10 protein-coding genes and 1 pseudogene are annotated in these 12,742 nt (G+C 66.7%); 3 read left to right on the top strand and 8 right to left on the bottom strand.

Annotated elements, in window-relative coordinates; all coding sequences use genetic code 11:
• Nucleotides 1-56: 56 nt before the first annotated feature.
• The 3 genes from D3A59_RS24145 to trkA all read right to left on the bottom strand — a co-directional run bounded on the left by D3A59_RS24145 (nt 57) and on the right by trkA (nt 3,492).
• Nucleotides 57-278 (bottom strand): PAS domain S-box protein, encoded by a 222-nt coding sequence (locus tag D3A59_RS24145; protein WP_119157868.1) that lies wholly within the window; start codon nt 276-278, stop codon nt 57-59.
• Between the two features lie 334 nt (nt 279-612).
• Nucleotides 613-2,082 (bottom strand): TrkH family potassium uptake protein, encoded by a 1,470-nt coding sequence (locus D3A59_RS24140; RefSeq protein ID WP_119157867.1) that lies wholly within the window; start codon nt 2,080-2,082, stop codon nt 613-615.
• 3 nt (nt 2,083-2,085) lie between these two features.
• Nucleotides 2,086-3,492, bottom strand: coding sequence for a Trk system potassium transporter TrkA (trkA, locus tag D3A59_RS24135; RefSeq protein WP_119157866.1), 1,407 nt, complete (start codon nt 3,490-3,492; stop codon nt 2,086-2,088).
• Between the two features lie 84 nt (nt 3,493-3,576).
• Between trkA and D3A59_RS24130 the strand changes: the two are divergent.
• Nucleotides 3,577-3,747 (top strand): annotated as a pseudogene (locus tag D3A59_RS24130) (IS5/IS1182 family transposase); the annotation flags it as partial.
• 34 nt (nt 3,748-3,781) lie between these two features.
• Here D3A59_RS24130 and D3A59_RS24125 read toward each other — a convergent pair.
• The 4 genes from D3A59_RS24125 to D3A59_RS24110 all read right to left on the bottom strand — a co-directional run bounded on the left by D3A59_RS24125 (nt 3,782) and on the right by D3A59_RS24110 (nt 8,232).
• On the bottom strand, nt 3,782-4,114 hold the full coding sequence (locus D3A59_RS24125; protein WP_119157865.1) for a DUF3325 domain-containing protein: 333 nt from the start codon (nt 4,112-4,114) through the stop codon (nt 3,782-3,784).
• The gene (locus D3A59_RS24120) at nt 4,107-5,819 is read right to left on the bottom strand and encodes a PepSY-associated TM helix domain-containing protein (RefSeq protein ID WP_119157864.1); all 1,713 of its coding nucleotides are present in this window, start codon (nt 5,817-5,819) and stop codon (nt 4,107-4,109) included. Before D3A59_RS24120 ends, D3A59_RS24125 begins: the two co-directional genes overlap by 8 nt.
• Before the next feature lie 13 nt (nt 5,820-5,832).
• On the bottom strand, nt 5,833-6,132 hold the full coding sequence (locus tag D3A59_RS24115; RefSeq protein WP_119157863.1) for an iron uptake protein: 300 nt from the start codon (nt 6,130-6,132) through the stop codon (nt 5,833-5,835).
• 84 nt (nt 6,133-6,216) lie between these two features.
• Nucleotides 6,217-8,232 carry a TonB-dependent siderophore receptor gene (locus D3A59_RS24110; protein ID WP_157991690.1) on the bottom strand — a complete coding sequence of 672 codons (2,016 nt, stop codon included), beginning with the start codon at nt 8,230-8,232 and terminating at the stop codon, nt 6,217-6,219.
• A gap of 680 nt (nt 8,233-8,912) precedes the next feature.
• Between D3A59_RS24110 and D3A59_RS24105 the strand changes: the two genes are divergently transcribed.
• A complete protein-coding gene (locus D3A59_RS24105; protein WP_240636196.1) occupies nt 8,913-10,715 on the top strand; it encodes an FTR1 family protein in 1,803 nt (600 codons plus the stop codon).
• Nucleotides 10,716-10,975: 260 nt separating this feature from the next.
• Here D3A59_RS24105 and D3A59_RS25875 read toward each other — a convergent pair whose 3' ends face one another.
• Nucleotides 10,976-11,137 (bottom strand): hypothetical protein, encoded by a 162-nt coding sequence (locus D3A59_RS25875; protein ID WP_170162390.1) that lies wholly within the window; start codon nt 11,135-11,137, stop codon nt 10,976-10,978.
• A 176-nt stretch (nt 11,138-11,313) separates the two neighbouring features.
• On the opposite strand from D3A59_RS25875, the gene D3A59_RS24100 reads away from it, so the two are divergent.
• A complete protein-coding gene (locus D3A59_RS24100) occupies nt 11,314-12,675 on the top strand; it encodes an IS701 family transposase (protein WP_119157860.1) in 1,362 nt (453 codons plus the stop codon).
• The last annotated feature ends 67 nt before the right edge of the window (nt 12,676-12,742 follow it).

Here is a 12,742-nt window from a genome sequence, read left to right as displayed (position 1 = left end):
GCAAAGGCAGGCCGCGTAACGGTCTCAGCTATGGGATCCGGAATTCGCGGGCAAGGTCACGGCAAGCCGCGTTGCTGGTCCTCTTCCGTGAAGAGGATGGCGGCGGGCTGGCCGATCACCTCCGCGGCGCTGTAGCCGAAGAGGTGTTCGCTGGCTCCCAGCCACTGCTCGATCCGACCGTCAAGTCCGATGACCATGACCGCGTGATCCATGGTCTGGTGGAGCCACCGACCCAGCACCTGCTCATTGGGTCCGGACCTTGTCTCGTTGGTGCTCATCTTCGTTCTTTCCTTCTGCGTTACGGCTTTGCATGGGAAACGGCAAGCCGCATGCGAAGGGCAGCAGGACAGCTACCAATCTGGAGCAGAAGTTGTAAGTTGTGAAGTATGGCCAGAAGCGGGGCCAGTGCTGGCGCAAAAGTTACTTGCGGGGCGTTATGAGCCAAGGCCTGATGTGAGCCATATCTTTTGAGCCTCTCTCAGGACGCAGACCATGATGGGCTGCTGCCGGTTCGGTGGACACAAACCTAGAAGGTGCTTCGATCACTGCCGCGCAGGCAGCTACGAAGATGGATGCACTGACCTCCGGCGGCGTTTGAAAGCGCAGGACAGCTCAGCGCCGCCAGAACTCCGGCGTGAACAGCACGATGAAGGACAGCAGCTCCAGCCGGCCCATCAGCATTGCAACAGTGCACAGCCAGGTCTGGAAGTCGCTGAGACCCGAGAAATTGCCAGCCGGGCCGATCTCGCCCAAGCCCGGGCCCATGTTGTTGACGCTCGCTACCGCGGCGCTGAAGGCGGTGTCGAAGTCCATGCCGCTGAGCAGCAGCAGCATCGTCAGGGCGATGATCGTTGCGCCGTAGACGAGCATGAAGGCGAGTACCGCGAAGATGGTCTGCGCACTGACCGCGCTGTCGCCAAGCGTCACCGGGTTGACCGCGCGCTGGTGCACGATGCGTGACATCTCGCGCCGCGCTTGCTTGAGCAGGATGATCAGCCGCGCCATCTTGATGCCCGCGCCGGTGGAGCCCGCGCTCGTCGCGATGCCCGACAGCAGCAGCATCAGGATCGGCGCGAACACGGGCCACCGCGTGTAATCCACCGTCGAGTAGCCGGTGGTCGAGGCGATCGAGACGACGTTGAACAGCGCGGTGCGCAGTGCGTGCAGCGGGTCGTCGTACACGCCCTCGAGCCCCAGCAGTACGGCGACGAAGAGGCTGGCGCCGAGCATCAGCGCGAGCGTGCCGCGCAACTCGGGGTCGGCCCCAAGCCGCGCGAGCGAACGCTTGCGCAGCGCGACGAAATAGAGCGCGAAGTTGCAGCTCGCCGCAAGCATGAAGACGATGCAGATCCACTCCAGCAGCGGCGAGCGGAAGTAGCCGAAGCTCGCGTCGTGCGAGGACAGGCCCCCGAGGCTCACGGTGGTGAACATGTGCATCCAGGCGTCCAGCAGCTCCATGCCGCCAGCCCAGTAGGCGGCCACGCACGCGATCGAGAACAGGCAGTACACGCTCCACAGGCCCTTGGCGGTCTCGGTGATGCGCGGCGTGAGCTTGGTGTCCTTCATCGGGCCGCTGGCCTCGGCGCGGAAGAGCTGGCTGCCGCCGGCGCCGATCAGCGGCAGGATCGCCACGGCCAGCACCAGGATGCCCATGCCGCCGAGCCACTGCAGGAAGCAGCGCCACAGGTTGATCGAGCCCGGCAGCGCGTCGAGCCCGGCAAGCACCGTCGCGCCGGTGGTGGTGAGGCCCGACATCGCCTCGAAGTAGGCGTCGGTGAAGGACAGCGGCGTGCCGGCGTCGTGGAAGTGGAACAGCAGCGGCAGGCTCGCGAACAGCGGCAGCAGCGACCACGCGAGGCCCACCAGTAGCACGCCGTCGCGTGGCTGCAGCTCGCGGCGGCGGTGGGCCGTGGCCAGCCAGGTCAGCAGGCCGCTGAAGAAGGTGATGCCCATCGCCGGCAGGTAGGCGCCGAGCGCGCCGTCGCCGATCCACCATGACACTGCCAGCGGCACCAGCAGCGTGAAGGCGAAGGCCATCGTGATCGGCCCGAGCAGCGAGAGGACCGGCAGGATGGTGTTCATGGCTCAGAAGAAGGTGGCGCTGACCTGGAAAAGCTTCTCCACCTCGCGCACCATGCGCTTGCGCGGCAGGAACACCGCCAGGTGGTCGTCGGCCTCGATCACGGTGTCGTGGCGCGGGATGATGACCTTCACGTCCGCACCGCTGCCACGCGCGATCGCGCCGATCTGCGCACCCGTGGGCAGGTCGATCTCGTCGATGCGCCGGCCCACCACCTTCGATGACTTGCGGTCGCCGCGCGCGACCGCCTCCAGCGCCTCGGCCGCGCCGCGGCGCAGGCTGTAGACCGCCTCGACGTCGCCGCGACGCACGTGGGCGAGCAGCTCGCCGATGACGGTCTGCGCGGGCGAGACCGCAATGTCGATCTGCGTGCCCTGCACCAGGTCGGCGTAGGCGCTGCGGTTGATCAGCGCGAGCACACGCCGCGCACCCATGCGCTTGGCAAGCAGGCAGGCCATGATGTTGTCCTCGTCGTCGTCGGTAAGGGCGAGGAAGAGGTCGGTGTCGCGCACGTACTCGCTCTCGAGCAGCTCCTCGTCGGTGCTGTCGCCGTGCAGCACCAGCACGTTCGCGGGCAGCTGGGTCGCGAGGTACTCGCAGCGCGTGGCATCGCGCTCGATGAGCTTGATGCGGTAGTCGTCCTTCAGGTGGCGTGCCAGGCGCAGGCCCACCTTGCCGCCGCCGGCGACGATGATGCGGCGCACCGGGTGGTCGCGACGGCGCAGCGTGCTGAGCACCCGGCGGATGTGCTCGGTCGCGGCCAGCACGAATACCTCGTCGCCGGGCTCGATTCGGGTGGTGCCGTCGCAGTCGATCTGGCGGTCGTTGCCGAGCTCGTCCTGGCGGTAGATCGCCACGATGCGCATCGGCACATCGGGCACGAGGCGCGGCAACTCGGCGATCGTGTGGCGCACCAGCGGCCCGCCGCCGACCGCACGCACCGCGATCAGGCTGATGCGCCCGCGCGCGAACTCCAGCACCTGCAGTGCCTCGGGGTACTCGATGAGCTTGCGGATGTAGGTGGTGATCGACTCCTCCGGGCAGATGACCTCATCGACCGCGAAGCCGCCAGTCTTGGACAGCAGCGGGGAGTCGGTGTCGAACTCGGGCGAGCGCAGCCGTGCGATCGTGGTGGGCACGTTGAAGACGTCATGCGCGATCTTGCAGGCCACGAGGTTGGTCTCGTCGGCGGGCGCGCAGGCGATCAGCATGTCGCAGTCCTCGGCGCCGGCCTCGCGCAGCACCGAGGGCTGGATGCCGTTGCCGGCCACACCGCGCAGGTCGATCCGGTCCTGCAGCGCGCGCAGGCGCTGCGGGTCGGTGTCGATCACGGTGATGTCGTTGCGCTCGGACGCAAGGCTCTCGGCCACGCTTTCGCCGACGCGGCCCGCGCCGATGATCAGGATGTTCATGGGCGCGGATTATCGGGGCGCGTGCACGGGCCGGGGTGCGTGAGCAAGCTCTCCATACAAGGGCACTCCCAGGGCTGCGCGGTGGGGAGCCTCCGCCGAAGCCTCGTGGAGGCGAAGATGCGCTGCTTCAAGTTGCGGGGCGAGCGCGCGATGGCGTGCTCCTTCGATCGTTAGGTCGCCGAGTTGCAGGTGCGCGCTGCGCTGCTCATTCGCTTCAGCCAGTTCGGCCGGTCGCAGACGGTGGCTATTGCATAGCTCCGGCCGGGGTCAGGGGAAGCTCTCCCTGAATTCATTTGCGCAACATGGCTGGCCCGAATGGCCAGAGCAGTACCAGCAGACCGGGCCGCCGAGCCAGTGTCATTGCCACGGCTACTGCACCACCTGCAAGGAGCATCATCCACACCAGCACTGCCATCGAGGGCCGGTCGGCTTGCAGGCAGGCCAGCAGCGAGAACAGCAGGGCCGCGACGCCTAGACCGCGCAACAGTCGGCAGGGACGTCGGGCCTCAGCGGCCGGGCCGCGCCTTACCTGCTCCCAGTGCACCTCCATCGCCAGGGCGAGCCAAGCCATGCCGCTGAAGCTCAGCACATTGGCGGCGATCAGCCAGAGTGACTCAGACATGCGCTGCCTCCGTGGCGACCGGGGTTGCGTCTTGGACGGTCTGTAGGCGCGGCCCCAGTTGCCCGCGCCGCGCCAAGCGGACAGCGGCCCATGCCGCGATGGCGGCGCTGACAAGCAGGCTCAGGTCCACTCCGGCCACGGCCCAGTAGGGAGCGGTGAACATCGTCTTGAGCAGGTGGTCGCCGGTGGTGATCCAGTTCAGCCCCACAGCCGTCACTGCCAAGGCCGCGATCGCCCAGCACTGCTCGCGCCAAGCCGGGTTCATGCGTGCTTGCACCACCGGGGCGCTGCGCCAGAAGGCATGTAGCAGGGCCAGCATCCACACGCCCCAGAATGCCATCTTCTCCCAGTCGCCCTTGCCAGCCAGGTCGGCCGGAAGCATCCGGTTGACCGCCAGCATGCCGATGGCGGCGGCCACCATGCCGCTGACGGCGGTCACGGCCAACGCATCGACCACGCGGCTGCCCTGGCCGCCGGTCTTGGCGTGCGTTGCTTTGCGCTTCTCGACGAAGAAGACGAAGCCGGTGGCGATGCACACGCAGCCCAGCAAGCCGCCGAGCACGTACAGCCAGCGCAGGAACCAGTGCTCGAAGTGCTGCAGGTGCAGGCCGGTGAGGAACTCGTTGATCTCCGAGACGACACTGCGCGGAGGGTCCTCGCGCAGCACCTCACCGGTGCTGGCCTTGAAATGGATGCCTTCCCCGACCAGCGCGATGCGGTCGCTGCCGGCGCGATAGATGGAAACAAAGTTGTCTGCATCGCCCACGTGATGCACCTGCAGGAAACCCACCTCGCCGGCCATGTCGCGCGCAGCCCAGCGGCGCTTGGCTTCCAGCACCATCGCATCGACCGAAGCCAGTGACGCAGGAATGCCGGAGGCCTTATGCGGCAAGCCCGTGGCGGCAGCCTCCATCACCTCGTGCCGGTCATGCAAGGGCTTGAGCTGGAACTGCGAAACCGGCAGGTAGTAGAAGGCGGCGAAGATCACCAGCCCGGTGAATGCGAAGAAGAAGTGGAAGGGCAGCGCCACCACGCCGGTGAGGTTGTGCAGGTCCAGCGCGCTGCGCTGGGTGTGCTTGCCCGGGCGAAAGGTGAAGAACTCGCGGAAGATCTTGCGGTGCATGACCACCCCCGAGACCAGCGCGGCCAGCATCACCAGCGCGGCCAAGCCGACGATGAAGATGCCCACGGACTTCCAGTCCAGGTGCAGGCTGTAGTGCATGGGGTAGAACCACTCGCTGCCGATCTTGAGCTGATCGGCGCGCACAGCAGCGCCGGTGCGCGGATCGATGGTGGCCTCGCCATGGATGTGGTTGTGCCCGTCGGGGTCTTTCGCATTCGGGACACCGAAACCCACCCCCAGGCGCAGCACCGGGTCGCGGTGCGTTGTGTAGGCCCAGTACTCGTCGGCTGGCAACTCCTGCCGGGGCGTCATCGGTCCTTTGGCCAAGTCGTGCAGCGCCGGCATATTGGCCGCGTAGTCGGCCTCGTCGGGCTCGATCTTGCGCAGCGCCGGCAGCAGCACCTGATCGAAGGACGGCATGGGCTGCGGGTCGAAGCGCGTCTCGGGCAGGGCCCAGCGGTCGATCTCGCGATCGAAGACCGAGAGCGTGCCGAAGAAGAACACCACGATGAGCACGAAGCCGATCACCAGGCCGAACCAGGTGTGCAGCCAGGCCATGGAAAGGCGGAAGCTGGAGAACATGCGGAAACCTCCTTCAGGCGATCAGGCTGCGTTGCAGGGCGCTGGCGGCAGCGCTCATGAGCACCGCGCCTGCGGCCAGCACCAGCCACACGCGAGTGAGGCTGGCGGCGGCGAAGGCCCAGAGGAACAGGCCGAGGAACACGAGGAAGGCGAGCATGAGCACGCCAGTCTCGGCCTCGTGGTAGTCCCATCCCAGGGCCACCAGGCCGGCAATGCCGAAAGCGGTGAAGCTCCAGGTGAAGGCGTAGCCGCCTAGGATGGCAGCGGCCACGCGGCCGGTGACGTGGGCGGTGGTCAAGGGAGTTTGGGCCATGGCGGGATCAGGATTTCGACTTCAGCGGCATCAACAAGCGGTGGGAGGCGACGCAGCGGGTGCTGCCGTCGCCTCTCCGGCGGATCAGTACTTCCAGTTCAGGCTGACGCTGCCGTGGCGCGGGGCGCCGTAGTAGCCCTGGGCCCAGTACAGGCTGGTGAGGTAGCGCTTGTCGGTGGCGTTGTTGAGATTGACGGTGGCGCTGAGCCGCTCGCTGAAGTCGTAGCGTGCCATCAGGTCCAGCAGCGCATAGCCCGGCTGTCGGACTGGGGTGCCGCTGCCCTGGTCGCGGTGCGTTGCCGAGCGCGCGTTCAGCGCCGCGCCGACCTTCAGCTTCTCGATCACCGGGACTTGGTAGGTGCCCGCGACGCGCAGCAGCCTCCGCGGCGTGAAGGTGCGTGCCTCGCGGCCCGCGTCGTCCTCGATGGAGAGCTGCGTGTAACCGGCGTTAATCTTCAGGCGCTGGGTGACTGCCCCCGAGAGCTCCAGCTCGAAGCCCCGGGCAAGCGTGTTCACGCCCTCGTGGACTGCCTGGATGCCGACGTAGCGGGCGTTGGAGGCGAGGTTGTCCTGGCGGGTCTTGAACAGCGCGAAGGAGCCGTTGAGCCGCTTGTCGAACCACTCACCCTTGACGCCGGCCTCGACGCTGCTGCCGGTGGCCGGGGCCAGCCGCTCGAAGCTGGCGTCCACCTCGCTCTGCGGCTTGAAGATCGCGGTGCGGCTGGCGTAGACCGACCAGCCGGGCGTCACGTCGTAGATTGCACCGACGTAGGGGCTAGTGCGGGTCTCGGTCCGGGCCCGGCTCGCGCCGTAGCTCGTACCGGTGGTCTCGACGGAGGTGGCATTGGCGCCGAGGATGAGCTTGAGGTCGTCGGCCGGGTTGATGCGTGCCGCGGCGTAGGCCGAGCGCTGCCGCTCGGAGAGGTCGCTGCCGCCGCCCGCGACGGTGAAGGCGGGCTCGGGATAGTTGCCGTCCCAGGTGGTGAGGTCCGGCAGCGCGGTGCCGATGCCTTGGCCATGCATGGAGCGGTCCTGCAGCTCCGACTTGGCGAGGCTCGCGCCGAACACCAGTTCGTGCTTGCGGCCGCCCAACTCGAACGGCCCGTTGGCCCGCAGATCGAGGATCTTCTGGGTGTTGTCAAGCTGGTAGTGCGAGGGATAGGCGAACAATCCCGCGCCGGTGCTGCGGTCCGGCGTGCCGTAGACGTAGAAGAGCTTGCCGTCGGAGCTCAGGTCGACCCGTGTTAGCACCGCGCGGGCGCTCCAGCCGCCGTCGAGCTCGTGTAGCGCTTCCATGAAGGTGGTGGCGGTGCTGTTGTTCCAGTAAGTCCAGTCCGCCGAGGTGCTGGTCGAGCGGTCGTAGGCGGTCGGCGTGCCGTCGGTGTAGTTCAGCGGCAGGGCGCCCCACAGCACGCCCCGGGGTCGGTTTTCCTGCCGGGTGTGGCCGAGCGTAAGCACCGTACGGTCCCCGAGGTCGGTCTCCAGGGCGCCGTGCAGGACATGCTTGTCCTGGCTGTAGCGGTCGAGGTAGGAGTCCCTGTCCTGGGCTGCGACCACCAGCCGGCCGCGCACGCTGCGCGAGGGGGTGAGCGGACCCGCCACATCGGCCTCGACGCGTCGGTCGTTCCAGGAGCCGAGCGTTAGGCCGGCCGAGGCCTGGAGCACAGCTGTCGGACGCTTGCGCACGTAATTGACGGTCGCCGATGGGTTGCCCGTGCCCGACATCAGCCCGGTGGCGCCGCGGGTGACCTCCACGCGGTCGTAGATCGCGGTGTCGAGGTCGCCGAGGACGTTGCCGTAGGCGAAGGGCAGGCCGATCCCATCGACTTGGAAGTTGGTGATGTCAAAGCCGCGCGAGGTGTAGTAGGTCCGGTCGGTCTCGACCTTCTCCACCGTGACGCCCGGGGTGGCATCGAGCACCTTGTTGACACTATTGAGGCCGAAATCGTCCATCTGCGAGCGCGTCACCACCGAGACGGACTGCGGCGTTTCGCGGGGCGAGAGCGCAAGGCCGGTGGCCGAGCGGCTGTGCCGCACCGTGTAGGCACCGCTGCGCTCGCTGCGGACCGGGGCCGAGCCGGTGACGACGATGTCGGACAAGCTCGTCGTAACTCCCGTCCGGTCTGCGGACGAAGGAGCAGGCTGGAGGGCGGTCGGCGATTGCGACTGTTCCTGCGCCTGCCCTTGGATGCCTACGGTGCACAACGCTGCAGCGAACAGAGCCCGATGAAGAGGCGTGAGCTGCATGCTCAGTAGGGGCAAGTGCCGAGAGATGCGACGAACAGGACGGTCATACATGATGTAATGCAAGTAAGAATGATTCGCATTACAATTATGCAGCATGTTCGTGCATCAGTACATGACTTCACTTGGAGTTGTCGATCAAGGGGGGACGCCATTGAGTCCTGTGCTCCTGGGATACCGGGCACCCCCGTGCACGACCTGCGTGTCAAGTAAGGCTCGAACTAGTGCGGGCATCGGAGCCAACGATCGCCAGGAGAACCTCGTCACCGGCTCTAGAAACGGCCCGCATACGAGCGCGAGCTGTACCAGAAGCGTGGGCGCGGCAATCGGCAGTGTGAGCAAACTTCTTCAATCGTTGTCGTGCATAGCTAGTCGCAGGGGAGCGCATGCCAAGCAACAACGAGAACTATTCTCAATAGGTAACTATGACTATCCTCCCGCAGCTGCTTTCCTGCTTCGCGGCTTGGTTGCTGCTCCTAGGGGCAGCAACTACTGCCGTCGCAGCCAACGACAACCGGGCCCAAACCGTCATCCACATGCTCGACTATGTCGGGGTCGACTACCCCGAGTTCGTGAAGGACGGCAAGGTGCTCGACGAGGCGGAGTACGTCGAGCAGCGCGAGTTCGCGGCACAGTCGGTCGAGATCCTGCGGCAGCTGCCCGCCGTGCCGGACCAGGCTGCACTGGTGGAGCAAGCGCGGCAGCTGCTTGCGCGCATCGAGACCAAAGCACCAGGGGCAGAGGTGTCTGCGCTGGCCGCAGCCGTGCGCACCGGCGTGATCCGCGCCTACGATCTCACCGTGGCTCCGCGCGTGGCACCCGATCTGGCCCGTGCCGCGGCCCTGTTCGAGGCTCACTGCGCCGCCTGCCATGGCGCCCAGGGCCGTGGCGACGGTCCGCTCGCCCAAGGCATGGACCCCGCGCCGAGCGACTTCCACGACACGGCTCGCATGGAGCAGCGCAGTCTCTACGGCCTCTACAACACCATCACACTGGGCGTGAACGGCACGCCGATGCGCTCTTTCGGCGAGCTGGCGGAGGATGATCGCTGGGCGCTGGCCTTCTTCGCCGGAGCAATGCGCACGTCCGAACCGCAGCGCACACAAGGCGAGGCGGCGTGGCGCGACGGCGTCGGCCGGGACAAGCTGGGCGACCTCAAGGCGCTAGTGATGGTTACGCCGGGCGAGCTGCAGGGGGGTGAACGCGAGGCCTACGCCTACCTCGCGGCGCAACCGCAGGCGCTGGCAGCCGGCGCGCCTTCGCCGATCGCCTTCGCACGGCAGAAGGTGGCCGAGGCGGTGCAGGCCGCCGGCCGCGGCGACCGCGAAGGCGCACGCCAGCTCGCCATTGCCGCCTACCTGGAGGGGTTCGAGCTGATCGAGAACGCGCTGGACAACGTCGATGCGCCGCTGCGCCAGGAGATCGAGCGGGAGATGATGGCGCTGCGCGCCGCGGTGGGCGGCTCACAACCCGGCGCCGCCGCGCAGCAGGTGTCCAACCGCCTGGAGCCGCTGCTCGCGCGCGCCGAGGCGCAGCTATCCGGCAACGGCCTGTCGACGACCACCGCCTTTGTCAGCTCGCTGCTGATCCTGCTGCGCGAGGGGCTGGAAGCCATCCTGGTGCTGGCCGCCATCGGCGCCTTCGTCATCAAGTCCGGGCGCCGCGACGCCCTGCCCTACCTGCATGCCGGCTGGATTGCCGCCGTGGCGCTGGGCGCTGTCACCTGGTTCATTGCCAAGCACCTGTTTGCAATATCCGGTGCACAGCGCGAACTCACCGAGGGGATTACCGCACTCCTGGCTGCCGCGATGCTGCTGTACGTGGGCTGGTGGCTGCACCGCAAGTCCAATGCGCAGGCTTGGCAGTCTTTCGTGCGCGAGCAGGTCACCGGCGCCCTAGGCAAGAAAACCCTCTGGGCAATGGCGGGCGTGTCCTTCCTGGCCGTCTACCGCGAACTGTTCGAGATTATCCTGTTCTACGAGACGCTCTGGCTGCAGGCAGGCCCAGGAGGGCACTCGGCCGTGCTGTGGGGCATGGCCGCCGCCGCGGTGTTGCTGGTGCTCCTGGGCGGCGCGATCCTGCGCTACTCGGTGCGGCTTCCGATCGGGCCCTTCTTCTCCGTGACGTCGGGAATGCTGGCGCTGCTGGCGATCGTGTTCATTGGCAACGGCATCGCGGCCCTCCAGGAGGCCGGCAAGATCGGCGCTACCGAGATCCACTTCTTCACCGTACCGTTGCTGGGCGTCTACCCGACGGCCGAGAGCATCGGCGGACAGGCACTGATCTTGAGCCTGGTGCTGGCGGGGCTGATTGCAAACCGGCGGCTGCAGCGAGGTTAGCTTTCGGACGTCACATGACCGCGAAGGCCATCACAGATGGTTCCAGCCGTTTATGTAGCCCTGTCGAGCAAGCAATGAGGTGGACAGACTTTTCGTGCGAAAAGATGCGTTTTGATGTTCCCCGCCCCCGAGGGTTATCCCTGGTAAGTGATGGTGCAGTTCGCGCCAGAACCGGGGGCGTCGCCTGGGACCGGCCGTAGAGTCGATGCCTTTTCTCTTGCCAGCCAGCTTGGGGCTCTTTCGCCTCGGGCTGGCTCCCTCTAGATCTTTCGAAGATAGAGAACAGAAGCGGGGGCTCCTGCCTCGACGAGGCGCAAGGCCTCGGTGCAAATAGCGCTCGACACCCGCGCAAACGCACCCAGCAGCGCCAAGCCTTGCGCCTCTTCGCCGACGCTCAACCGAGCCTCGGTCGCGACCACCACTCTCAATATCTTGTGGCGCCTCTCTATCAATCGCACGCAGAACGCTACGCCTTCATCGACCACGATCGAGCTGCCTGCTCGCACAGGACAACGGCCTGCAGTTGCTGCAGCAACTATTCTTACTGTGTCATTAGTTTGATCTATATTTGTCTGGTGCAAGGGCACAGGAGGCAAGCATGGACTCGAGGGTGCAGTTTGATGAGTACATGGCGCACCTGGCGGCAGGGCTGGGGCACGCAGACCGGGTTGCGGGCCTGAGGAACTACTGCACGGGGCTGATGCTGCCGCTGTCGCGCAAGAGCGTGGAGCCGATGGCCGCGCGGCTTGATCCACTGCACGCGAGCGCGCGGCATCAGGCCCTGCACCACTTCGTGGCCAAGGCCGAGTGGAGCGACGCGGAGTTGCTGCGCCGCGTGGCGCAGTGGGTGGTGCCGAGGATGAACTTCTCGGCAGGTGGCTACTGGCTCATCGACGACACGAGCTTTCCCAAGAAGGGCCGGCACTCGGTGGGCGTGGCGCGGCAGTGGTGCGGCGTGCTGGGCAAGCAGGACAACTGCTTGGTGGCGGTGAGCGTGTCACTGGCCAACGAGCAAGCCAGCCTGCCGGTGGCGTGGCGGCTGTATCTGCCCGAGGAATGGGCCGAGGACGAGGAGCGCCGGCGCAAGGCAGGCGTGCCCGAGGACGTGCGCTTCGCGACCAAGACCGAGATCGCACTGAATCAGTTGCAGACGCTGCTCGACGAGGGCGCACCGCGCTACTGCGTGGTGGCTGACGCCGGCTATGGGGTGGATGCAGCGTTCCGCCAGCGGCTCACCGACATGGGGCTGCACTACATGGCGGGCGTGACGTCGTCTGTCATGGTCTGGCCCCCGGGCATGGAGCCGCTGCTACCGAAGCCGTGGTCGGGTCGCGGACGGCACCCGATCGCCACCCGGCGCTCGCCAGATCACAAGCCGATGTCGGTGGGGGACCTGGCGCAGTCGCTGCCGAACGAAGCGTTCTCCACCATCACCTGGCGCCAAGGCAGCAACGAGCCGCTTACGGGCCGCTTCGCCGCGCTGCGGGTGCGCCATGCCGGCCCGGTCACGGGCAAGCAGCGCTTGCACCCGCTGCAGTGGTTGCTCATCGAATGGCCCGAGAACAAGGACGAGCCCAGAAAGTACTGGCTGTCCACGCTCGACGAGAGCGCCCCGCTGCACGAGCTCGTGCGGGTAGCGCACCTGCGATGGCGCATCGAGCGTGACTACCAGGACCTCAAGCAGGATCTGGGGCTCGGGCACTACGAGGGCCGAGGCTGGCGGGGCTTCCACCATCACGCCAGCCTCGCCATCGCCGCCTACGGCTTCCTTGTCGCTCAGCGCTTGAGCAACGAGCACAACGCCACAGACGGCGATCGGGAAAAAAATCTGCGCCTCGAACGCCGGCTGCCTGCGCTTCCCCGAGATTACGTTCCCCGGGGCGCTCGGTCGCGCGCAGCGTCATACCCCGAATTCGATCACGACGCTGCGACTGCGGCTCAGCGCCTGCCTGCTCCTTGAGTTGGGGCAGTGCCCATTCTGCGGTTCATGCAAGCGCCCACTACGCTTGTGACACAGTAAGACTAGG

Origin of the sequence: Caldimonas tepidiphila (genome assembly GCF_003569765.1) — a bacterium.
GTDB lineage: Bacteria > Pseudomonadota > Gammaproteobacteria > Burkholderiales > Burkholderiaceae_C > Caldimonas > Caldimonas tepidiphila.
The sequence above is the reverse complement of the archived record's forward strand: the minus strand, read 5'-3'. Positions and strand labels throughout refer to the sequence as shown.